Genomic DNA, 24,919 nt, shown 5'->3' with positions numbered 1-24,919 from the left:
AGGGGCAGAATATGGGAGAAATGTTGCGCGGAGGAGAACTGGTAGTTAAGGTTTTGGAAGAGTTCGGGGCAAGAGTGGTGTTCGGGGTGCCGGGAGGACAGACGCTGTTTGTGACCGATCCGCTTATGGACACGCCAATCCGCTTTGTACACACAAGACACGAAAATGGGGCGGCCTGCGCGGCCGACGGATGGGGAAGGATGACCGGGGAGCCGGGAATTTGCCTGGCCACCACGGGGCCGGGAGCCACAAACCTGATTACAGGAATCGGGGGAGCGCTCAGGGACTCCAGCCCGATGATAGCGCTGATATTCCAGAACCGTCTGCCGGATGCGGGCAAGGGAGATGCGCAGGAATGCGATCACGAACTGGTCTTTACCGGGATTTGCAAAAAATACATTCCGGTGCGTGACGTCACATCGGTCCAGTGGGCAATGCGTGAGGCATACAGGGTGGCAAAAAGCGGAAGACCGGGGCCGGTAGTAGTCGATCTGTACAGAGATGTAATTGAGAGCCAGAGGGCGGAGTACGTTCCCGAACGGCCGGAGCAGTATTGTATCAAAGCAGACTCGGTGGCAAACGGGGAGACAATTCGACGTGCGGTGGACGAGATGAAAGCGCATAAAAGGATATGCATCTGGGTAGGAAATGGTGTAAAACTTGCCGGCGCATCAAGGGAAGTCATGGAATTATCAAGGCGGCTCTGCGCCCCGGTGGTCTGCACCTATAACGGAATCGGTGCGATTGACAGTGGATTCGAAAACTTTGCAGGCCCCAGATCCAGGCATGGAAGCAGGGTGGCCAGGACGGCAATTGAAGCGGCGGACTGTGTAATTGTGGCAGGTTCCTCTTTGACCGCAATCAGCACAAACCGCTGGGAGATTTCTGCAAAACATGTGATCCAGTTTGACATTATACCGGAGAGCATCGGCAGGCATTATCCGGTGGAAGTCGGGGTGCCGGGAGACGCTGCACGCTCCATCAGAAAAATCCTGGATTGTCTGGAGGAAGAGGGATACCATGGGGATCCGGCTTTCCTGAATGAGATACTGGCCAAAAAGGAGGCGTGGACGAAAGAGGTATACAGCGGCAGTATCACGGATACCGCCGCGACACCCGTACCGCCCATCGCTCTTCACATGGAACTGGAGAAGGTTCTCCGTGAGGGCGGCGTGTTTGTCGTGGACGCCGGCAATCCGGGAGCCTGGACGCATCTGACCAGATTTCCCAAAAACACCACATACATGAAACCTGTCAATTACGGCAATATGGGATTTGCCCTGGGAGCCGCCCTTGGATGCAAGGAGGCGTGTCCGGAGAAAGAGGTGATTGCCCTCCTGGGTGACGGTTCCCTGGGAATGACACTGGGAGATTTAGAGACAATCGGAAGGGAAAAGCTGCCGATTATCATTCTTCTGGTCAACGATTCGGCATACGGAAATATCCGCCAGGAGGAGCTTTATAAAATGGGGGAGAACCGGTATACAGGGGTGGATTTCCCGGATATCGATTATCTGGAAGTGGCGAAAGCCCTTGGGGTGGATGGATGCATTGTCAGAAAGGCGGAGGAAATCCCAGATGCCTTTAAGGCGGCCAGGGAGTCAGGGAAACCTTACATGGTCGAGGTGAAACTGGACGGTTCCTACTCGGTGTGGCCGGAGGCATTTTAAATAAGTAACACTGAAAAGAAGGTAAGATAGAGAGGAGAAGGTACATGATGAAAAAAAGAATGGCGGCAGCGGTTATGGCGGCGGCACTGGCGGCAGCGGTGCTCGGCGGATGTGGGGCAAAGGGGTACCCGTCCAAAAATGTTACGGTAATATGTCCGTATTCGGCAGGGGGAACAACGGATTTGACTATACGCGGAATGTTGGATGCAATTCCGGAAAAAACGCTCCCTTCCAACGTGAACATGGTGGTTTCCAACGTGGCCGGAGGCAGCGGGATCGTGGGGACGAGCCAGCTTTTATCAAAGGAATCCGACGGATACACAATCGGTGTGGTAAACTGCGACCTGATTTTAAACAATGTACTGGGAAATACGGATATTACCTATGAAGACTTTACACTTTTAGGCTGTATCATGGATGACATCAACATCCTGATTGTACGTGCGGATGCCCCTTACCAGACGTTTGAAGAATTTGTAGCTTACGCAAAGGAACATCCCGGCGTAGCGATTGGGGACAGCGGCGCGGGAACCATTCCAAACCTTGCGACAAAGGCGCTGAACCGGCATCTGGGAACGGAATTTAAGTCGGTCTCTTATGACAGCGCGGCTCCCAGTGTAATTGCGGTGGTGAGCGGGGAAATCCCGGCGGCTATCTGTGCGACACCGGCCGCCATGGGACAGCTCCAGGCCGGAGAGATCAAGGCCATTGCCGTGACGAGCACGGAGCGCAGCGGCTACATGCCCGATGTTCCCGCATGGAATGAAAGCTTTTCGGAGCTGGATGGAATCGAGGTACCGGTGTGGGTGTTTATGGCGGCCAAAAAGGATATCCCGGATGAGGCCAAAACCTTCCTGTCGGATGCCATTGCAAAGGCAGTCATATCCGACAAATTTGCCGAGACGAGAAAGAATTTCTATATGGAGGCCTCTGATTTTGACAGTGAGCAGGAGATGCTCGATTTCGTTAAGGAACAGTACGAGCTGTACAAATCTCTGGTGGAAGACTGACGGGCAGGATAACCTGTTCTTACAGAGTGCCGGATAGGACGGGGCTGGTTTTCCAGCCCCGAAACTGAAAATGCGGGGTGACTGAATGAAAAAATATAACTTGATTGCCGCGGCTGTCTTTGCACTGATTGGCATGGGGATGATCGTGACTATCAGAGGATTTGAATATAACGGCCTGTCTGAAATTGGAGCCGGATTCTGGCCGCGGGTCCTGGGAGTACTGATGATACTGCTCTCGGCGGCATATGCGGTGGAAACGCTATGTGATAAAGAGGAACCGGTGGTTATTGATTTTAAATCGGAGGGGCTGCGGCGCGTCTACGGCATGTGCGGGATTCTGCTGGGCTTTGCAGTCCTTATTAAGGTCCTGGGATTTTTCTGCGGGGCTGCATTTTTTATTCCGTCGTGTATGTGGGTGTTTGGAGAGAGGAGTAAAAAGAAGGTTTTTGTAATCACGGCGGGGGTGGTCCTGTTTGTGTATGTGGTCTTTGTCGCGCTGCTGCAGATCGGGCTGCCGCGCGGTTTTCTGATGTAGAGGAGGGATAGAATGGAGTTTTTTATTTCAGCGCTGGGGGAAGCGGTTCAGCCTCTGAACCTGCTTGTCATGCTGGCGGGAACCTTTGTCGGAATCGCGGCAGGAGCCATGCCGGGGCTTTCGTCGGTTATGGCTCTGACAATCATGACGCCTTTTACATTTTCCCTGGGAGGAAATTCGGGGTTTTTAATGCTGCTCGGTATCTTCTGCGGCAGTATTTATGGAGGTTCAATCACCGCAATCCTGATTAACACACCTGGAACTGCCAATTCCGCCGCCACTTGTCTGGACGGCTATCCGATGGCGAATAAGCTGGGGCAGCCGGGCAGAGCCCTTGGGATTTCCACAATGGCCTCTACCTTTGGAGGTCTGTTCAGCGCGGCGGCCCTGTTTTTTACGGCGCCCCTCCTCGCAAAAGTGGCGCTTCAGTTCGGTTCTCCCGAGTATTTTGCCATTGCGGTGTTTGGAATCAGTATCGTGACGGGAATCTCATCCAAATCGATTATTAAGGGGCTGATTGGAGCAGTAATCGGGCTGGCTCTGGGAACAGTGGGGATCGATGCCATCACGGGTACGCCGCGCTATACATTCGGCAGCGCTTATCTGACGGGCGGAATCAGTTTTGTACCTCTCCTGATTGCACTGTATGCCTTTTCCCAGGGACTTAAAAATATGCAGTCCGGGGAGGACAGCGTCTCGGTGGGAAAAAAGGTGAAGCTCGATCACGTCCTTCCAAATAAAAGAGATATTAAAAGGACATTTCCTACGATCCTCGGGTGCAGTGTGATCGGTACCATCATTGGGGCAATACCGGGAACGGGCGGTGATATTGCCTCCTGGTTCGGATATACACAGGCAAAACGTTTCTGCAAACACAGGTCAGAATTCGGTAAGGGGGCTCCTGAGGGGATAGCGGCGCCGGAATCCGCCAACAACGCAGTTTCGGGAGGCGCGCTGATTCCGCTCCTCACTCTGGGAATTCCGGGGGACGCAGGAACTGCGGTCATGCTGGGAGCGCTGATGATGCAGGGAATTATTCCCGGGCCGCTGCTTTTTAAAGAGCAGACGGAGAAGGTCTACATCATTATTATCGGCCTGATTTTTGCTAATATTATGATGTGCCTCCTGGGATATGGAGGCCTGAAGCTTTTTGCGAAAATATCCTCCATCCCATCGGTGATTCTAACTCCGGTTGTGTTTATTTTCTGCTTTGTCGGGACCTATGCGCTCAATAACAATATTAACGATATTTATTTTATGATGATTGCGGGGATAGCCGGATTTATCCTTCTGAAGCTGGACTTTGCCATGCCTCCGGTGATATTGGGGCTGATACTGGGAACCAAGATCGAGACAAATCTGGCTAAATCGCTGGCAATCTCGGACGGAAGTTTCGCAATCTTTTTTACCAGGCCGATTTCCTGCGTTCTTTTGGTTGTTGCAGCCATTTCTCTGCTATCACCACTTTTGGTGCCGCTTATCAGGCGGGCGGCGGGGAAGACGGGAGTTGATAAGGCGGGTTAACGGGAAAAAACAATAAAAGGGAGGAAGTACTTATGAAAGGTGCATTGGACGGCATACGCGTGATTGACCTGTCTAGAGTGATTGCAGGACCTCATTGTTCCATGATCCTGGGTGACTTTGGCGCGGATGTCATCAAGATAGAGAAAAAAGGCGAGGGGGATATGGCCAGGGGCTATGCACCATATTTTAACGGTGAGAGCACGTATTTTATGACCCACAACAGAAATAAACGGAGCATCACCCTGGATTTCAGGAAACCGGAGGCTCATGGAATTCTCATCGGACTTCTGGAAGGGGCCGACGTGCTGGTGGAAAACTTCCGCGCAGGAACGCTGGAAAAGATGGGACTGGATCCGGAGGAACTGCTGAAAATAAATCCCCGGCTGATTATTACAAGGCTATCCGGATTCGGCCAGGACGGCCCATATAAAAACCGTGTCTGCTTTGATGCCGTGGGCCAGTCGATCAGCGGCCTGATGGATATCACAGGGGAACCGGATGGAAAACCGACGATGGTAGGGACTTATATCTGCGATTTTACCTCCGGGCTGTATGGGGCGATCGGGACTCTGGCCGCCCTTCAGGCAAGGCAGCGGACCGGGAGAGGGCAGGTGGTGGATGTATCCCTGCTTGATGCGGCCAGTTCGCTGACGCATTCCGCGGTAATCAACTACTTTGAACTGGGGGAAGTGATGAAACGTAACGGAAACCAGGACCGAGCCTCCTATCCCGCCAATTTTTACGGGACAAAGGACGGCAGGATGGCATTTATTCATGCGGGTCAGGATGGGGCCTTTGCCGGATTGTGCAAGATGATTGGCAGGGAAGAAGTCCTTGAGGATCCGGAATACCGCCTGCTTGCAGGGCGGTGCCGCCACATCAGGGAGTGCGATGAGATGGTAAAGGAATGGGCGAAGACAAAGGAAATGGATGAGATCCTCCGGTGCTGCGAATCGTATGGGATACCGGCGGCGAGGGTGAATACAATCGAGGAGATGGTCCAGGACGAGCAGCTCCATTACAGGAAAGTAATACGCCAGGTGGAACATCCCGATTATGGTACGATCACGATGAACGGGCCTGTGGTAAAAATGTCTGAGACACAGCCGGATATATACCGGGTGCCCCCGGCGCTGGGGCAGCATAACCGCGAGGTTTACCGGGAACTGCTGGGACTTACGGAGGAAGAGATTGAAAGGCTTGAGGAGGAAGGGGTTATTTAGGAGGATTTATTTCCTGGAAAATACAGCCTCCATGGGCAGTGTGTTGCTGCGCGGGCCCTGCAAATTCAATTGTACGCTTAATAAATTCAATGTAAAAGGCCCTGTTTTGCCTGGTTTTCCCCACTTGTATAGAAAAAAGTTATTGAAAGCAGCCTGAATCAAAGAAAATACCGTTTCTCCGAAAAAAACATCGATTTGACGAAGGGAAAGCGTTGTAATATGCTTGAGACAGAATCGTTCCTGTATGGGAAAAGGAGAAAAATTACCTGGTTACCAGAACCGCATACAGAGTCAGAAGTTAGTTTAGAAACCGGAAATACATAGAGGACAGGAGGAACGTATGAAAGCAGCAATTGAAGAATTTAGAGTAAGACCGGCGATTTGTAAATACAGGACCGCAGAGGAATTTGCCGCCGGCCTGGAACTTGGGGAAGGGGATCTGATCCTCACAAATGAACCGGTCTACCGCCCTTATTTTGAAAAACTGAAGCTGAACTGCGACGTATTATATCAGGAACGGTATGGCGCGGGAGAGCCGTCGGATGAGATGGTGGAGGCCATGGCCCGCGACCGGAAAGGGGAGTATAAACGTATCATTGGAATCGGCGGGGGAACCGTAATCGATATTGCAAAACTGTTTGCCCTGAAAACGCTGTCTCCTGTCGCGGAGCTTTATGATGGCATAATCCGGCCCGAAAAGGCCAGGGAACTGATACTTGTTCCTACAACCTGCGGTACGGGGAGCGAGATGACCAATATCTCCATACTTGCGTTAATCTCGAAAGGAACGAAAAAGGGACTGGCAAACGATGCAATGTATGCGGATCAGGCAGTGCTGGTGCCGGAGCTGTTGGAAAAGCTGCCGCCCTATGTGTTTGCAACCAGTTCCATTGATGCCCTAATCCATGCGGTGGAGTCGGCGCTGTCCCCGAAGGGGAATGAGTTCACCCGGCTTTTTGGATATAAGGCAATGGAAATGATTTTGAAGGGATATAAAAAAATCCTCGAGGAAGGAGAGGGAGCCAGGACAGAGTTGACGGATGATTTCCTGACGGCAAGCTGCTTTGCCGGAATTGCATTCGGAAATGCAGGCTGCGCCGCGGTCCATGCGCTGAGCTATCCTCTGGGAGCCGCCTTTCACGTTGCACATGGGGAGTCCAACTACGCTGTTTTCACAGGGGTCATGAATCATTATATGGAACGCAGGACGGATGGAGAGATTGCCGTGCTGAACCGTTTCCTGGCCAATATTTTGGACTGCCGGGAAGGGGAGGTATATGAGGAACTGGAAAAACTGCTGGGATTGCTTCTGCCCAAAAAGGCCCTGCATGAATACGGCGTACCGCGTGAAAAACTGGCCGAATTTGCCGACTCCGTCATGGAAAACCAGGGCAGGCTGATGGCCAATAATTTTGTGGAGATAAACCGGGAGCAGGTTCTGGAGATTTACAACAGACTGTATTAGGGAGAGAGAAATGCTTTATTCCCAGAACTCTCTATCCCCAGAATCCTTTATCCGTAGAAAACCACTACCCCTTGCATATTAGAAGGGAATCCTGCTATGATTTAGACAGAGGATTCCGACAACAAAGGTTGATGTAAACAACCTGAACGATCTGTAAAAAAGCGGATGTCTGAACATGGGCACCCGCTTTTTATTGATTGGCAATGAAAAGTCCGCGAAGCGTGCTTTTCGTTGTTGATTATTACAAGATTCCTACAATATTACTGGCAGCAGGAGGTAATGGCCTATGGAGCCGATAGAACGAATTATAAAACTCTCAGACGAACTGGAAAACAACACAATCTCCATCCGGCGCAGGATTCACCGGAACCCCGAAACGGCCTTTGAGGAGTACGAGACGAGCGCACTGGTGGCAAAAGAGCTTAAACGCATGGGAATACCCTATGAAAAAAGTCCCGTGGAACCCGGTATTGTGGCGTGTATCGACAGCGGAAGGCCGGGAAAACTTCTGATGCTGCGGGCGGATATGGATGCGCTGCCCATCGGTGAGGAGACAGAACTGCCCTTTAAATCGGAAAAGGAAGGAATCATGCACGCCTGCGGGCACGATGTGCATACGGCCAACCTTCTGGCCGTGGGAGAAATTCTCAGCAGAATGAAGGACTTCTGGTCTGGCCGGGTAAAACTCGTATTTCAGCCGGGGGAAGAACGGGGCGGAGGCGGACGCAGAATGATAGAACAGGGACTGATGGACGAACTGCCGGATGCCTGCTTCGGCCTGCATGTAAATCCGACCGAACCAGGACAGTTTCTGGTTGGTACCGGGTATCTGACCTCCTACTCGGACGGCTGCCATATCACGGTCCACGGAAAGGCGGCTCACTCTTCCGCGCCCCAGGACGGAGTCGACGCGATCCAGATTGCCGCCAATATTGTAATGGCGCTGAATACCATCGTGTCGAGAAACATAAGCCCCATGCAGCAGTCAACCCTGAATGTGGGCCGGATTTCCGGCGGCCGGGCAGGAAATATCGTGGCCGACCGGGCCGAGCTCTTCTGCATGATGCGGAATGCGAGAGAAGAGACAAGAGAAGTCATGTTCCGCCAGATTCGGGACATTTGTACGGGGATAGCGGCGGCCACCGGCGGAACATGCAACGTGGACATCAATCCCGGCTATCCGGCCATTTACAACGACGGCCCCCTGACGGAATTCGTCACGTCGCTGATGGGTAAGTATACCACCGAACTCTACGGCGGAATCATGGAGCAGATTCCAGAGCCCGCTGTGTTGACGGGAAACCGACAGGCGCTGACAGCCGAAGATTTCGGTTTTTATTCCCGAAAAGTGCCTTCCTGTTATCTGCAGCTTGGCACGGGGAACTTCGCCCCGGCCCACAGCGGACAATTCATGGTGGATGAAACCTATATCAAACTGGCAACCAGGGCAATGGCGCTGGCGGCATATGAGTTTCTAAGTTAAGAAGAGAGGACGCCTCTGAAAGACGGCGTACTTATTCCTCCCGTAACAGTTCAGACAGCACGGTCAGCGCAGTAAATGCGCAGACCTATCTGAACTGTTACTTCCTCCCTCCTTCCACACAAAGTAGTTGCGATAACCGCTTGTCTATTCCCACCATTAACGTTAAACTAATAATAAGAATTGTTTGGGAGGTGTCATATGGCATACACAATCTATGCAAGGATGAAAAGGGCGGGAAAACAGAAAAAAGAAGATCTGCTTCCGGTCCCTTTCGAACTGGGAAGAAAGCCGGACACGGTGCGGGAACTTCTCACGGAGCTGGTGAGTCTTTCCGTAAGACAGTATAACGGGCGGAAGGATGAGGGGCAGGTACTTTCATACCTGACAAAGGAGGAAATCGGCGGACAGGCCGCGGCGGGGAAGGTTTCCTTCGGCCTTCGGGGAGGCAGTGACGCGGATCCCGGGAAAGCGGTGGATAATGCGCTGCAGTGCTTTGAAGACGGAATATACCGTGTGTTTGCCGGCGAGGAGGAACTGACCGGCCTGGAGCAGGCGGTTCCGTGGGGAGCAGGCGAAGACGGGGAACCTGTATTCACATTCATAAGACTTACGATGCTGTCGGGCTGGTAAGGAAAGGGGAGGATTAGATGGCGGAATATACATATCAGACAAGACGCAAAATGACGGAAAACTGGATCGACGGAGCCAAGGCGAAGGCGCACGCCCTTTCCGACAGGGAGAAACAACTGCTTCCCGGAATGGCATATTATTCCGTGCCCCAGGAACCGCAGAGATGGATGAGGGAACAACTGCAGAGCGGCAGATACGGAACCCTCAGCGAGCTTTATAAAAGTGAACTTCGGGGACTGGTGTCGGTCTGCGTGCCGGAACATCTGACCGAAGAATTTTATTATGCCCTGGATCAGATGAACCAGTTCCAGATGACGGCCGGGTGGTACAGGCGCAGCGTGCGTTCAAAGAGCTATGTGCCGTTTGTATTCCAGAGCATCAAGCTCCTCTGGGCCTATTCGAGGCTGGATTTTTATGGGGCATCACTTGCCGGGGTCCTGACCGGACAGGTGGATCCGGAGATTTACGACCATGCCAGATCGGAGCATTTCAGTTACGCGGGAATGCTGGCGGCCGGAATTGACCGGGGAGATGCGGACATAATCCGCGCTGTGGAAGATATTCTGATGGGGGAAGGAAATACTTTGATGATCAGCCATGAGCTGATCCGCGGAATCGTCATGAGCAAAAGCAGCAAACTCTATGAGGTGCTCGGCAAATTTCTTTTGGCGGCGCGGCTTCAGGAGGGAGCGAGGCAGGCGGTTTGTGAAACCATGGATGCCGGCCGCCCCGAGGCATTCCTGCATCTGTTTGCGGTAATTGAGGAAAATGATCTGGTCCGCTATTCTTCCATCAAGCGGGCCGTCAGCACCTGGATCGGCATTTTCGATGAAAAAAGCATCGATCGCATTACGGAAAAGCTGGTGCGCCTGATGGGGCGCTGTCTGAGAGATGAGGCGGCTTGCAGGGAACAGCTCGAAAGCAATGATTCCGTGGCGATTAGCTGCGGTCTGTGGGCGCTTGGATTCTACGACGCGGACCGGGCGGTCGAAGCGATGCAGAAACTGATCCGGGAGGGAACGAAGAACCAGAAGATGACGGCCTCCTATTTTAACCGCTCCCTGCAGTATGCACATCTGAAGAGAAAAGCGGCGAAAGAGGCTATTTTAAGCTGGCCGGAGGATCTGGAACTGGTGGCCTGTTTCCTTCCGGGCTTTATGGACAATACATACGGCGATTTCCGGGCGCTGATCGAGGAGAAGGACGGGAGATCCTATTTCCAGCTCCGCGACGGCAAAGTCAGAAAACCGGACGTAAAGCCGGTAACCGATCTGTTTGAGAATGAGGAGGAGGCCAGAAAGATTTACGGCCTGTTCCGGGACATTCTGAAGCGGATTCCAAAAAAGGGGCTGGATTTAAACCCGTGCATCTTTCCATGGTACCGTGTAACCATGACACAGTCCGACATTGCGGTCAGGATGTGTCTGATTGCCTGGATGCTGCAGGATGAGGCGTATCTGGACGAGGCGGCGGGCCTGATCCCGATGGTCGGCCAGGGCGGTTCATCCGGAGCTTCCCGCGCTGCGGCCGCCCGCGTGCTGTTATACCGGCCCAAGTCCCAGGTGAGGCGGGACATCCTCTTTGAACTGCTCCACAACCCGGAGGAGTATACGATGCAGTCGGCGTTTCTTCTGGTGGAGGATATGAAACTGGCGGCGGAGGATTACCTGAAGATCGAACAGAACCTGAAATATAAGAAGGGGAGGGCCGGAGTGCTGAAACTTCTCAGAAAGCAGGAACCGGCCGCGCTGCAGGCCTCCGTCGGCAGGCTGATTAAGACAGGGTCTGAAGAATGCCGTATGGGAGCTCTCGACCTCGCCCTGCAGATCAAGAAAGAACAGCCCGCGGAGTTTCCCGCCGTCAAACCGCTTTTGCAGGAGCTTACGGAGCCTACGGGGCGCGAGCAGGTGCTGCTCAGCGAACTGCTGGGGGAGAAAAGTGAAGCTCAGGATATCTTAAACACGCCTGGATACGGGCTCTACGATACGGACAAAGAATGGATTCTGCCGCCCGTGGACATAGATGAAAAACAGGCATCAACGCTGTTTGCAAATGGAGAAGGCGCCTGCATCCGTATTCTGAACCGGTTAAACGATCTGATCGAGGAAAAGAAGGAGCTGGAATACACCAATGCCTGGGGCGTGGAGATGCTTCTGGGCACAAAGCTGGAAAACTGCCGGTGGATCCACGGGGATCCCGATGCAGAACCCCTGGATGCCCTGCCGTTCCGGGAAATGTGGGAAGAATTTTACAGGAATGAAATTAAAACCCCGGAAATGCTGCTGGAGCTTTACCTTTACCAGAAGTGCCGCGCCCAGAGAGGATCTTATGAGAGGAACATTGAGCTCTATAAGAAGGTTTTCGGCAGCGGCCTGATAAAGAAACCGCCGTTTAAGGACCTGATCCAGGGACTGAGATGCGGCGCGCAGGCCAGGACGGTGATTGACGCACTGTATTCCCAGTTTGTGCCGGACGGACTCAAAGCCCGCTTTGGCCTTATCGGGACGGCGAAGTTTCTTTCTGTCCTGGATAAATCCAATGCCCTTTACGAGTGCGAGGAAAAAGCGTGGAACGGCACGAAAGAAAAGTATACGAAACGGGCCGCGGATCTCCCTGTGTTTGAGGAAATGCGCTGGTGGCTGTCCCTGGTGGATGAAAAGGACTGGGGAAACGCCTTCACGCTTCGTTTTAAGCTTCAGGAATTCTACGGAAAGATCAAAGACAGAGAAAAGTTCCGCCGCTACGACAGGGGGAGGACCGGCTATCTGGGCCTGTCTGACTATGTACAGTGCTATGTGAAGGGAATTTGGGATAAGGACCTTTTCTATAAATCCGTATTCAGTTTCCTGGACATGAAGAGCCTGCTGGGGCCGGTCAGCACGGTGGAGCAAAAAGGAGCCGTGTCGTCGAGGGATGCCCGTGTGGGGGAACTGAACGCATTCTTCGGGCAGGGTGTAATAAAGCCGGTGGACGGAAAATATCACTTCGACCAGATTGGGGATGAAGTCCCGGCAATGAAGCTGGCGCATGAGATTTACCATGAGACGGTTCCTCTGGTTCTTAAGGTGGAGTTAAAACGCGGGGAGCAGGAGACGCCGTTTTCCGGGTATGTCTCCTCGATTCGTGTGATTTACGGCATAGATTTGATGATTCAGATTCTGACAGCGCTGGGCAAAGAGACATTACAGAGAACCGGAGGATATTATTCCAATATCGGCGACCGGAAGATGGTTTTAAGCCATCTGCTTAAGGTATGCCGCCCGAAACCCGGGGAGACGGCAAAGGATCTGAAAAAGGCGCTGAAGGGAACAGATATCACGAAAAAACGTCTGGTGGAGCTGGCGATGTATGCCCAGCAGTGGATACCGCTTTTAGAGGAGTACCTGGGACTTCCGGGATTCCAGAGCGGATGCTATTACTTTATGGCCCATACCGGCGAACGTCTGGATGAATTTACCACATCCATGATTGCGAAATACACTCCCCTGACGCCGGAGGAGCTGAGGGACGGGGCCTTTGACATCCACTGGTTTTTTGAGGCCTATGATAAACTGGGTGACAAAGAGTTTAAACTTCTGTACGATGCGGCAAAGTATTCCTCCACGGGAGCGGCCCATGCCCGCGCCAGGAAGTATGCCGACGCTGCGCTCGGAAAAGTGGATAAAGAAACGCTGAAAGCGGAAATTACGGACAAGAGGAATAAAGATCTGCTGATGAGCATCGGCCTCCTGCCACTGGCCGGAAATGAAAAGAGCGCCAGGGGGAAAATCTCAGAACGCGATAAAAAGAAACGGGAAGAAGATCTCCTGGACCGCTACCAGTTTATCCAGAAATTCCACAAGGAGAGCAGGAAGTTCGGCGCGCAGCGCCGGGCCAGTGAGGGACGCGCCGTGGCACTGGCGCTTCAGAACCTCAGTGTAAATGCGGGATTCACGGATGTGACACGCCTGACGCTCAGGATGGAAAACCGTCTGGTAGAGACGATGGACCGTTATTTTGACTGGAACAGCCTCGATGATGTGGAACTGAGGATCCTGGTGGATGAAAACGGCAAGAGCAGCCTTCAGTGCGGAAAAGGCGGGAAACTGCTCAAATCGCTCCCTGCAAAATATAAGAAAAATGAGACGGTTCTGGAATATCAGGAAGTCAACAAGAAGTTAAAGGAGCAGTACAGCCGCACCAGACAGATGATGGAACAGGCCATGGAGGACAGGACGTCCTTCGAGGTGTGGGAGTTTTTGGAGCTGGCTAAGAATCCGGTGGTAAGGCCGATAGTAACGCCTCTTGTGATGATGGCCGCAGAGGATGCCGCCGCAGGAGACGGAGGAAATCCGGATGCGGGAATCCGGCTGGGCTTTTTGAAAGAGGAGGGGCTGGAGGACTGGTCCGGCGCCATAACGCCTTTGAAACCGGATGAGAAGATTCTGATTGCCCACCCGTCCGATCTCTACAGGGAGGGGCACTGGCACGAATACCAGAAGATGCTGTTCGACAGGCAGATAAAGCAGCCGTTTAAGCAGGTGTTCCGCGAGCTGTATGTGAAGCTCACGGAGGAACTCGATAAGGATGATTCCAGGATGTTCTCGGGCAATCAGATTCAGCCGCAGAAGACGGTCGGCGCGCTGCGGAGCCGCCGCTGGGTTGCCGATTATGAGGATGGGCTGCAGAAGATTTACTATAAAGAGAACATCGTAGCCAGGATTTATGCGATGGCCGACTGGTTTTCACCGAGTGACGTGGAGGCTCCTACCCTTGAGTGGGTGGTGTTCTCCGACAGGAAAACATTCAGGCCCCTCAAAATCAGGGAAATTCCCGACGTGCTTTACAGTGAGGTTATGAGAGATGTGGATCTGGCGGTCAGCGTTGCCCATGCCGGAGGCGTGGATCCGGAGACCAGCCACTCTACGGTTGAGATGAGAAAAGCCATTGTGGAATGCAATCTGGAGCTGTTTAAGATTAAAAATGTGCGCCTTGAGGGCAGCCACGCCTTGATCGACGGAAAACTGGGCCAGTACACGGTACATCTGGGAAGCGGCGTCGTCCATCAGATGGGCAACGCCATGCTCTTTGTCGTACCGGTCCATTCACAGCAGAGAGGCCGTATTTTCCTTCCGTTTATTGATGATGACCCGAAAACGGCCGAGATTTTGTCAAAGATACTGTTATTTGCCGAGGATACGAAAATTAAAGACCCAAGTATTTTGGAACAGATCCGGTAGCGGCTGCAGTCTTATTCCAGCCATGGTCTCAGAACAGGGCCGGCCAGTACGATCAGGGGAAACAGGATTCCGATTATGTGGAAATAAACAATAAACAGAGTCGGTGGATTTTCATAGCCCGGAACATAGATGTACGATGGCAGATCCGGTGTAAAAAAAAGATCAACATGGTCTCCGGCTTTCAGCGGACATTTTGAAAAGGAGGAGGGTGAGGTCACCTTAAATACGGAGCCTTCGGCAAAGAACTCATATACGGGAGCATAGGAAACGTGCCCATCACTGCTCGCCTTTCTCTCAATAGAAACCACCTCTGCGGAGGCCGGGGCCGTTGCAAGCCGCCGTCTTTTGTCATAACTGTATTTCATGGCGGCGCCTATGGCGAGAAACACCGGCGGTACAAGAACGGCTGCGATGTCCGCATAATACCGGTTGGGTATTCCCTGTCCGGCCTGACGCAGGATGATGGCTCCGATGACGCAGTAGAAGATGGGCCAGAACAGAATCATAGGGCCGGGACGCACTTTCAGACGGGGATCCGTCCATCCTGCCCTGCGGATGACTCCGCTGTTCATTTTTCGCTCGCGTTCCCTTTTACGCCTGAAAACAAAGGCTAAAATAAAAGCGGAACCCGCAAAACATAAGATTGTGACAACTGCGATAAAGATAATTAGTGTTGTTTGACTCATAAAACCCTCCGGTATGCAGGAAGTATACCAAAACTCAGCGCTCCCAGCTTTCTGCTACAGATATAGTAGTTACTTATTTGGACATAACTTCTGTTTCTGATTTTTATTTATATTCTATCTTAACATACTGGTTAATGCTGATAAAAGGAAAATTTTTTACAGTTGGAGATTGAATTACTTAGCAGATAGAAGATATATGATAATAACTGAATGCTGCCAGGATGTAATATTGAGTAGTTTACTATGGACACTTGGAAAAATTTGTTTAACCTAATAAATAATAAGATAACAATGACGGGAGGAGAAGGATGAAGGTAACAATTGCAATTGATTCACTGAAGGGCAGCCTGACTTCCATGGAAGCTGGAGAGGCGGCCGCGGAGGGCATCAGGAGAGTATACAGGGATGCCGATGTTTGTGTGCGTCCCCTGGCCGACGGAGGAGAGGGGACCGTACAGGCCCTGGCCTGCGGAATGGGCGGAATGCTCAGGAAAGTCACCGTTACCGGGCCATTAGGGGAGCCGGTGGACTGTGAGTACGGGATTATTAAGGAGAGCAGAACTGCGGTTGTCGAGATGGCCGGAGCAGCCGGAATCACCCTTGTTTCAGACGCGGAGCGCAATCCACTCTATGCGACTACATACGGAGTCGGGGAAGTAATCAGGGATGCAATTGCAAACGGCTGCAGGAGATTTGTCGTGGGAATCGGAGGAAGCGCCACCAATGACGGAGGCGTGGGAATGCTGCAGGCGCTGGGATACGGTATCCTGGACGGAGACGGCGCACAGGTACCCTTCGGCGCCGCCGGTCTTGAAAAAATCACATCCATCACCGATGACAATGTGCTGCCGGAACTTTCCGAGTGCACGTTCCGGATTGCCTGCGACGTGACGAATCCCCTCTGTGGGGAACAGGGATGCAGCGCCGTGTTCGGCCCCCAGAAAGGTGCTGATCCGGATATGATCCGCCGTATGGACGGGTGGCTGATGCGGTTCGCCGCGCTTGCGCAAAAGAAATTTCTGAATGCGGATCCGAATTATCCGGGAACGGGAGCAGCCGGAGGCCTTGGGTTTGCATTCCTCGGCTTCACAAACGCGGTTCTGGAATCGGGAGTAAAGATTGTGCTCGATGAAACCAGGCTGGACGAATACGTCAGGGATGCCGATATCGTCATCACCGGCGAGGGCAGGCTGGACGGTCAGACCGTGATGGGAAAGGCTCCCATCGGAGTGGCCCGGACGGCAAAGAAGTACGGAAAAACGGTTATTGGATTGTCCGGTTGCGTGACCAGGGACGCGGTGGCCTGCAATGCGGAGGGAATCGACGCATTTTTCCCGATTCTGCGGACCGTGGTGAGCCTGGAAGAGGCGATGGAGACGGAGACGGCAAGGCGGAATCTGGCGGATACGGCGGAGCAGGTGTTCCGGCTGATTCATGCCCTGAAAGATTGGTAGTCGATATACTGCATACGGGGTGCCGCGGATGTCCCATGCTACCGTAACAACTGTTACCACCATAAAAGCCAATACCGGCCGCTGCTGTTACGCAGGGCCGGTACTGGCTTTTATGGGTTCAAAGTTCAGTGAGTTTGGCTGCCCCGGTATTCGAGGGTCCATGGACAGCCTTAATAAGGATAGGTTGAATATAATGTAAAGGCTTATAAAGCCAGTTTACCAACAGCTTTTTCTGCGGCTTCAACAAATTCGCCGTCTTTTAATAATTTGAAGATCTTGTTCATGTCTTTGTAGATAGCGCGGTCTGTTTCCATGAAGGATACTTCGCTGCGTACCAGGTCATAAACAGCCTTTGTGCCCTTGCCGAGTTTGTCAGCGCCCTTGAAATCAGCAGCCTGTGCGGCACAGATAAGCTCGATAGCCAGTACATGCTCCGCATGGTCGATGATGGTTGCTGCCTTACGGGAAGCGATGGTACCCATACTTACATGGTCTTCCTGGTTGGCGGATGTCGGGATGCTGTCAACGCTGGCCGGATGAGCCAGAACTTTATTCTCGGATACGAGAGCTGCCGCAGCGTACTGTGCAACCATGAATCCGTCGTTGATTCCTTCTTCTACACATAAGAAGCCAGGAAGTCCGCTGAGCTGCGGGTTAACAAGGCGCTCAATTCTGCGCTCTGCAACGTTTGCAAACTCTGCCATAGCGATTCCCAGAGTATCCATAGCGATAGCAACAGGCTGTCCGTGGAAGTTTCCACCGGAGAAGATGTCGCCGTTATCCGGGAAGATAATTGGGTTGTCTGTTACGGAGTTGATCTCTGTCTCGATTACGCCTCTTACATAGTCGAGGGCAAGGCGGCTTGCGCCGTGAATCTGAGGCAGGCAGCGTAAGGAATAAGCATCCTGTACACGGATCTGTCCCTGTCTGGTTGTCAGCTTGCTGTCCTGTAAAAGCTGAAGCATGTTGGCGGCAACATCAACCTGGCCCTTGTGAGGACGAACCATCTGGATTCTTGGATCGTATGGGTCGATAATGCCTTCCAGGGAATCTACGGTAAGGGCAGAAGTGATATCTGCCATCTTTGTTAAAATTTCAGCGTCATGGATTGCCAGGCTGGCTACGCCAAGCATAGCGCAGGTACCGTTGATTAAAGCCAGGCCCTCTTTTGCTTTTAATGTAACTACGGGGATTCCGGCTGCTTCCATTGCTGCGCGGCCTTCCATTACTTTACCCTCGTATTCTGCTTCGCCTTCTCCGATCATCGGAAGAACCATATGAGCCAGTGGGCACAGATCGCCGCTGGAACCTACGGAGCCTTTCTCCGGGATAACAGGATGAACGCCCTTGTTGAGCATGGCAATCAGAGTCTCTACGGTAGATAAACGGATACCGGAAAATCCTTTAGCCAGAGCATTTACACGCAGCAGCATGATAGCTCTTGTAACGTCCTGCTTAAATGGATCGCCTACGCCAACGGCGTCGGATAAGATCAGGTTTAACTGCAGTTTGTCCAGTTCATTTTCAGATATTGCCACATTTACGAATTTACCAAAACCGGTGTTAAGTCCGTAAATAACTTTCTTTTCTTCAATGTTTTTCTCTACGATATCACGGGAGATCTGAATGTTTTTTTTGGCCTCTTCGCTTAAGCCCACTTCTGCCTTATTGCGGGCAATTTCTACTACCTGATCAATTGTCAGGCTGTTGCCGTCCAGAAAAATCATAATATGTAAACCCTCCAATCACATAATTTGCCGCTTTGGCGGCCGTTCGTTGTTTTGATGTTTTTAGTCTACACCCTGGCTGTCGATAAACTGTCGATGCCGGAGCCTGTACTAGATTATATTCTATTTTTTTCTAAAACAGAAGCAAATATTTTATCGTCGTTATTCAGGCGGTTAATGGAAAGTTTTACTTCGTAATTCTTTACAAAAATAAGTTGTGTTTTGTTGCGAATTTGTGAGATATGCTTTAATATTGTATAGGGAACATTCAGACACGACTTGGGGAGGGCTTACTTGATGAAGGACGTTACTGTAGTATTAATGAACACACCATCAGTGATGGTGGATGGAGAGAAGAAAGTATTTCCATACAGGAAAGTCGAAGGCCTATTCTATTACATATGTGTAAGAAAAAGAATAACGAGGGATGAAGTGATCGGGATTTTCTGGGCGGATTGCGATGAGACCAGCGCCAGGAAAAATCTGAGGGATGCGCTGTACCATATCAAAAAGATTGTAGGCCCGGATATTATCAGCATGGACGGCAATGTCTTTATTTCGCTGAATCCGGAACTTCATATAAAAGTGGATGTGGACGAGGCCAGGGCGAATATTCTGGAACATTATGACGGGGAGTTTATGAGCTTCTTCTATGTAAAGAACTGTCTGGAATTTGAGAACTGGATGGATGATTATAGAAGAGAGCTGAAGGAACATTATATTAAAGCAGCTGAGCATAAAGCAGAGCAGGCCATTCACGACGGCGATACTTCAGAGGCGCTCCGCTATGCGGGAAAGCTGGTTGAAGTTTTGTTTCTGGATGAAAGCTTTTACAGAAAGATGCTGACATTCCTGATGGGGGAGGGGGAGTATTCCTCGGCAATATCCCTGTACCAGAAGTTTGCACTGGCGCTTAAGCAGGATCTGGAGGAAGAGCCGGAGGCGGAAACAAAGGCTCTGATGGATAAGATTCTCAAGCTGCGTAAGAAGATTGCAGAGCATCCGGTGAAGGAACAGCAGCTTTTCATGGGACGCCAGAAGGAACTGTACGGAATATATGAGAGTATTCAGAAACACAGGGTGAGGGGCAAGGATTCCGGAGAGAATTTTGTTCTCATCTCGGGAGAGGCCGGAGTTGGGAAGACGGCCCTGATGGGGCAGCTGCGTATGCTTCTGGAGGAGGAAAACCATACCGTATTTTCTTACTGCTGCTGTCCGTCGGAGTCGGATCTGTATCTGAAACCTTGGAACGATATTTTAAACCAGGTGCGGGAATTCTGCTTAAAGCAGCGCAAGGATTTGAAGACTCTGGAATATTTTATTTCCAAAGAGGTGACGGATTACAGAATTTTCGCCACCCAGTACGGAATACATATGGAAGATATGCTCCGGACCTTCTGCCGGGATTTCGGCAACTCGGAGATTATTATTTTCCTGGATGATATCCAGTGGATGGATTCTTCGAGTATCCAGCTTCTGAACAATATGCTGTTCCATCTTAGGGACTGCCCAATTTTTATTGTAGCGGCCAGCAGGCTGGAGACGGGGAAAGAGATTCAGGATATGGAAGTTTCCCTCATGAGGGAGGGCCTGATCCGGGAACTGAAATTAAAACGGTTTACCCTGGAGGAGACGAGAGAGCTGATTGAGGCGCAGGCCCATGAGCTTCTGGGAGATCCGGATAAACTTGATAAAATATATGAGTATACGGATGGAAATGCACTGTTCCTGACCGAGCTGCTCAAGATATTGAAGGATAATGACGGGGGTATGATGACGGATAATCCGCTGACTTCCAAGATGGTCAGCATCATCCAGAGCCGTTTGATGAGGCTGACGGACGAGGAGCAGAATCTGCTTAATGTGATGTCTGTTTTCTACCATGAAGTGACGATAGAAGATATTCAAATTCTGTATCCCGAAGCAGAACTCCGGATCTACGATCTTCTGGAAGGTCTTCTGGCGCGCCAGATTATCTATGAGAAGGTGGAAACGTCGGCTATTACCTATCAGTTTACCCACAGCCTGATCCACAACTATGTCCAGTCGAAGATTTCGGCGGGCAGAAAGCAGATTTACCACAGGCAGGTTGCCGGATATTACGAGCAGAAATATAAGGAGACAGGGGATATCACCCTGATGCCGGAACTGATCTACCATTTCGAAAATGCAAAAGACTTGTACAAAAAATACGAGTACAAGCTGGAATACTTTAAAGAGTTTTTCTCCGGCACCCAGGAGATCTATCCGGTGATGTCATCCAGCTTCACCGACAAATTCTTCTTCCCGGATCTGGATTCCAGTGAAAACGTGCTGATTCCTCTGGCGGAGGAAATCAGGGCATTGCCGAACCGGGATCAGAAATACCAGGAACTCCGTATGAAGGTGGAATATCTGATTGGAAGGTATGATCTTTCGAGCGGAGACTACCAGTATGGCCTCCGCAATATGAATGCCTGTATTGAGGCGGCCAAGATACTAAAAAGTTCCAGATATCTGATGGACAGCTATCTTCAGATGATTTATTATGCGATTCAGGTATATGACTTGGATATGATGAAGGAATATGTCGGGTACTGTTCGGAGCTTCTGGATGAATACCATTATCCGGAGTCCACATCCTATATGATACAGCGCCTCACCGCGCTGTACTACAGCAAAACCCAGCAGTACGATAAGGCGGCCGAGCTTCTGGAAACCCTGATTCCAAAACTGGAAAGACTTCAGATGGATCCGTCCTGTATGGCGGGACTGATCGCCTGCTATAATTACCGCGGTGAAATCTATATGAAGCTGGAAGACTGGGAAAACGCACATACCTATATCAGCAAAGCCCTCTCCTTCAGCCATGCGGCGCCCCCGACGGCAGGACTGGGAATGTCGTTTACCAATATGGGAATCATCCTGTACAGAATGGATAATTATGACAAGGCCTCTGAATACTTCGACAAGGCCAGGGGATGTTTCCAGAATCTTTCCATCCAGTGGGGACGCGCGAAAGAAGAGGCATACTCTGCGCTGCTGGAACTGAAACTGGGCAAAACAAAGAGTGCGCTGGTTCGTTATAAGTCGGCATGTAAATATACAGACAAAGACTACAGCCCGAATACACTGCTTATGCTGCAGACCGTTTACGACCAACTGAAAGAAATACCGGCTTTGGACGTTCCGGAACCGCCGAAGATTCCGGCAAAGAAAGTTAAAACGGTATAACCATACCGGCCGGATATACCCGGCATTGTAAAAACAGAATCATCTAAAAAATAGAAAAAAGAGGAAATTCAGTCTGACCAGGCAATGGTCTAACTGGATTTCCTCTTTTTTCTAGTACTATAATACCACAAAAACGCCTTTTTTTCAAGACTTGTAATGCATCTGCACCGGGCGTATAATGAGCAGCTACAATACATTTTGCCAGATCCGGACCAAAAAGAGAGCCAAATCTGGAACCGTTAAGAGAAGAGGAAAGGGGGACATATGGAGGAACGGATTTTTGAGGTAATGCAGCTTAAGAACGCGGAGGAAGAGATTGCCGGACTTCTGGCATGCAGTGAAAAGACAGGGGAGTACGGCCTGACTCTGACCAGAGAGGAGGCGGCGGAGCTGGTGGCAAGCCGCAATGACAGTCTGAAGAAATACCGCCGTGTGGAGTTTGGCAGGGGAATGCTGGATAAGCTGGTATATACATTCTGCGATTCCGAGTATATAAACAGCGACAATTACCTGGAAACTTTGGAGGAGCTGCAGGAACTGTTCTACGAATTCAGGAACGAATCGGGCGACCAACTCAGTGACGACGAACTTCTGACATTCATGAAAGAGCAGTTTGAGGGCGTCTGTTACGGCGATCTGGAATATCTGGGCGGAACCTGCCTGGAACGTTTCGCCGCGTCGGTGAGAGCCGGATATACCGGATTTCGGAGCACACAGGGGAAAGGAGAGTATGAGGCTCTTTCTTCAGAACAGAGATGGGACAACGAACTGTATATGAAAGTTTTAAAAGAACAGTTCTGGGAGTAATGGCAGCGGTTCTGCCATGGTTAATTTTGTTGCAGTTTGGCCGAAGGCTGGACTGTAACGAGTAACACGAAAGGAGTATGGTATGGAATATGAGATGGCGCAGCTTCTGGAGCTGACGAAACAACTGACCGAACAGTACACGTCAAAAGATATGAGTTCAATTACGTACGAAACAGCGGGAAGACTGATGGAGGCGGTCCTATACTGCATCAGGGAAGACAAATACCGGGAAGAATCCGCGCTCCCGGGAAGACAGATGCCCGCAGAACAGGGAATATTGGATGCCGCAGCCTCTTATGCAAGAGGCTACAAAGCCGTATTGGGCAAGGTGAACCGTGCAAGGGGAATCTACGGAATGTTGATCGGCGGTTTCGAAGACTACGGCTGCATCAATTACAGAGACACGATAACCAGAGGAATCCCCGGATTCTTCGTAAAATATGACGCCAAATACTGTCCTCAGGATCATATCCTGACCCTGGACTATCCCGTCATAGGAGGCAACGCCATCAAAAGAGGAGAGCACACACTCTGCGGAATCGATTTAATCTACGAATACCTGAAAGGTATATGGTCGGAAAAGCAATTCATGGCCCACTTCGGCAGACAGGAGATCATAAACCTGATGCATTCGCTCTACGGCGAATACGAATCCCTCTATCTGGACAACCTGTGCGAACCGGTCCTCCTGAACGCCGCAGGCTGCCTGATTGCCCAAAAACCGGTCCAGACCCTGGAAGTAGGCCGGGACGGCCTCTGCCTCCTGGAAAACTACTTCGAAAACTGCACCACCGTCCAAATAGCCGCCAAACTACAACCCTACATCCTGGCCCTGACAGAAAACACAGAATGGTTCCGCCAGACCCCCACCCTCTACGCCCACAGCATAGAAAACGCCATAAAACACAAAAATCTGGAATCACTCTTCCAGATTTAAATCTCCCCCGGAAAAACGAGGCAGCCAGCCGTTTCAGGAACAGGGCGGGCCGATCCCTTCCCTGGTCTTCAGTCCCGCCGACACGCTGCCCGGGGGGAAGAAGGGTGAAAACATTCCGCAGGGGACCTTGGAATCCGCCGGCGCTTAACGAGGTATTCCACGAGTTTAGCACCGTTGTGCATTCCACAAGCGGAAGCGAGTCCCCGGAGGAATATTTTCAGCCCTGATTCCCCCTGCCGATACCCTTCCCAGGACTGAAGACCCGCCAACAAACTCCCCCCGCCTGTCCCCCTCCTGTAAACAGCCCTCATTTTTCCCCACACAAAACGGGGAGAGAAACCTATCACAATTTCTCTCCCCATATATAATCACCATTTTAAAGAACTGCAGCTTTCCGGCTCCCGGTACGCCGCATTGTATTTATCACCAAAGAGGGTTTTTAGAAATATAACTGATCCATTGAGAAGGTATGTGTTCTCAGATAGAACTTAAGAACTTCTTCCAGAGCGTAAACAGGAACCGGTCCTACCAGCTCGCAGTCCTCAACCAGGATGCCGTACTGGGATGCCTCGGATTTGATGGTCTCAAATACGCGGTGGATTGGTGTCTTCTCATAGTTTGTCAGGTTCATGGAAACCTGAACGATTCCGCGCTCTTCCAGAGGAAGGGCGATGGCGCGTACGTTCTGATATCCGCCGGCAGCGCCTCTGACCGCTTTTACAATCTGTTTTGCGATAGCGATATCAGCTGTTTTTAAGTTTACGTTGAAAGCTACAAGCGGGAAACGTACGCCGGTAACGGTAGCGCCGCTCTTGGCATTGAAGTCCTTAGGTCCTTCATCCGGAACCCATGCGGGATCTTTCATACGCTCACAGAGAGCCTCATATTCGCCCTTACGGATGCGTACCAGGTTCTTTCTCTCTTCGCAGGTAGCTGCGTCTTCGTAGTAATATACCGGAACGCCCAGTTCGTCACCCAGGTATTTTCCGAATGCTCTTGCAACAACCAGAGCCTCGTCGATCGATACATCTTTTACAGGGATAAATGGAACAACGTCAACAGCGCCGATACGTGGATGGCTTCCGATGTGTTTTGTCATGTCGATCAGCTCGATTGCCTTTGTTGCCAGGCGTTTTGTGCCGGCTAAAACAGCCTCAGGGCTTCCCTTGTAGGTAAATACGGTACGGTTGTGGTTTGCATTGGAGTTGATGTCCATTACATCAACTTCTTCTCCGTCCAGAAGAGCGGCTTTAACCTGCTCGACCAGATCCAGATCCTTGCCTTCGCTGATATTAACTTCAGCCATTAAAACTTTCATTACTTTTCCTCCTGATTT

General features: G+C 51.2%; 16 protein-coding genes. 13 read left to right on the top strand and 3 right to left on the bottom strand.

Features of this window, described 5'->3' with window-relative positions; translation table 11 throughout:
- The first annotated feature begins 11 nt into the window (after positions 1 to 11).
- The 9 genes from V3C10_23115 (at position 12) to V3C10_23075 (ending at position 14,759) form a co-directional block, all read left to right on the top strand.
- Complete coding sequence (locus tag V3C10_23115) at positions 12 to 1,670, top strand: thiamine pyrophosphate-binding protein (GenBank protein WVP62158.1); 1,659 nt, start codon at positions 12 to 14, stop codon at positions 1,668 to 1,670.
- Between the two features lie 44 nt (positions 1,671 to 1,714).
- A complete protein-coding gene (locus tag V3C10_23110; protein WVP62157.1) occupies positions 1,715 to 2,680 on the top strand; it encodes a tripartite tricarboxylate transporter substrate binding protein in 966 nt (321 codons plus the stop codon).
- An 85-nt stretch (positions 2,681 to 2,765) separates the two neighbouring features.
- Entirely contained in the window at positions 2,766 to 3,215 is a 450-nt protein-coding gene (locus tag V3C10_23105) for a tripartite tricarboxylate transporter TctB family protein (protein WVP62156.1), read from the top strand.
- 12 nt (positions 3,216 to 3,227) lie between these two features.
- Positions 3,228 to 4,739, top strand: a complete 1,512-nt coding sequence (locus V3C10_23100; GenBank protein WVP62155.1) for a tripartite tricarboxylate transporter permease — start codon at positions 3,228 to 3,230, stop codon at positions 4,737 to 4,739.
- 32 nt (positions 4,740 to 4,771) lie between these two features.
- Entirely contained in the window at positions 4,772 to 5,962 is a 1,191-nt protein-coding gene (locus V3C10_23095; GenBank protein ID WVP62154.1) for a CoA transferase, read from the top strand.
- A 340-nt stretch (positions 5,963 to 6,302) separates the two neighbouring features.
- Positions 6,303 to 7,427 (top strand): 4-hydroxybutyrate dehydrogenase, encoded by a 1,125-nt coding sequence (locus V3C10_23090; GenBank protein ID WVP62153.1) that lies wholly within the window; start codon positions 6,303 to 6,305, stop codon positions 7,425 to 7,427.
- A gap of 286 nt (positions 7,428 to 7,713) precedes the next feature.
- On the top strand, positions 7,714 to 8,910 hold the full coding sequence (locus V3C10_23085) for a M20 family metallopeptidase (protein WVP62152.1): 1,197 nt from the start codon (positions 7,714 to 7,716) through the stop codon (positions 8,908 to 8,910).
- Between the two features lie 198 nt (positions 8,911 to 9,108).
- Positions 9,109 to 9,540: a hypothetical protein gene (locus tag V3C10_23080; GenBank protein ID WVP62151.1), complete on the top strand. Its 432-nt coding sequence runs from the start codon at positions 9,109 to 9,111 to the stop codon at positions 9,538 to 9,540.
- Positions 9,541 to 9,557: 17 nt separating this feature from the next.
- Positions 9,558 to 14,759, top strand: a complete 5,202-nt coding sequence (locus tag V3C10_23075) for a DUF4132 domain-containing protein (protein WVP62150.1) — start codon at positions 9,558 to 9,560, stop codon at positions 14,757 to 14,759.
- Between the two features lie 11 nt (positions 14,760 to 14,770).
- On the opposite strand, the gene V3C10_23070 is transcribed toward V3C10_23075, so the two are convergent.
- On the bottom strand, positions 14,771 to 15,445 hold the full coding sequence (locus tag V3C10_23070; GenBank protein WVP62149.1) for a DUF3592 domain-containing protein: 675 nt from the start codon (positions 15,443 to 15,445) through the stop codon (positions 14,771 to 14,773).
- 308 nt (positions 15,446 to 15,753) lie between these two features.
- Between V3C10_23070 and V3C10_23065 the strand changes: the two genes are divergently transcribed.
- Positions 15,754 to 16,899, top strand: a complete 1,146-nt coding sequence (locus tag V3C10_23065) for a glycerate kinase (GenBank protein ID WVP62148.1) — start codon at positions 15,754 to 15,756, stop codon at positions 16,897 to 16,899.
- 203 nt (positions 16,900 to 17,102) lie between these two features.
- On the opposite strand, the gene hutH is transcribed toward V3C10_23065, so the two are convergent.
- Positions 17,103 to 18,626: a histidine ammonia-lyase gene (hutH, locus tag V3C10_23060; protein ID WVP62147.1), complete on the bottom strand. Its 1,524-nt coding sequence runs from the start codon at positions 18,624 to 18,626 to the stop codon at positions 17,103 to 17,105.
- A 297-nt stretch (positions 18,627 to 18,923) separates the two neighbouring features.
- Between hutH and V3C10_23055 the strand changes: the two genes are divergently transcribed.
- The 3 genes from V3C10_23055 to V3C10_23045 all read left to right on the top strand — a co-directional run bounded on the left by V3C10_23055 (position 18,924) and on the right by V3C10_23045 (position 23,583).
- Complete coding sequence (locus V3C10_23055; GenBank protein ID WVP62146.1) at positions 18,924 to 21,839, top strand: AAA family ATPase; 2,916 nt, start codon at positions 18,924 to 18,926, stop codon at positions 21,837 to 21,839.
- Positions 21,840 to 22,103: 264 nt separating this feature from the next.
- Complete coding sequence (locus tag V3C10_23050) at positions 22,104 to 22,646, top strand: DUF6323 family protein (protein ID WVP62145.1); 543 nt, start codon at positions 22,104 to 22,106, stop codon at positions 22,644 to 22,646.
- Between the two features lie 82 nt (positions 22,647 to 22,728).
- Positions 22,729 to 23,583: a DUF6179 domain-containing protein gene (locus tag V3C10_23045; protein WVP62144.1), complete on the top strand. Its 855-nt coding sequence runs from the start codon at positions 22,729 to 22,731 to the stop codon at positions 23,581 to 23,583.
- Positions 23,584 to 24,022: 439 nt separating this feature from the next.
- Here V3C10_23045 and ftcD read toward each other — a convergent pair whose 3' ends face one another.
- Positions 24,023 to 24,901: a glutamate formimidoyltransferase gene (gene ftcD / locus V3C10_23040; GenBank protein WVP62143.1), complete on the bottom strand. Its 879-nt coding sequence runs from the start codon at positions 24,899 to 24,901 to the stop codon at positions 24,023 to 24,025.
- Positions 24,902 to 24,919: the final 18 nt, after the last annotated feature.

Source organism: [Clostridium] symbiosum (assembly GCA_036419695.1).
Classification (GTDB): Bacteria; Bacillota; Clostridia; order Lachnospirales; family Lachnospiraceae; genus Otoolea; species Otoolea symbiosa_A.
Note: the sequence above shows the minus strand (reverse complement) of the source record. Positions and strands in the feature narration are given on the sequence as shown.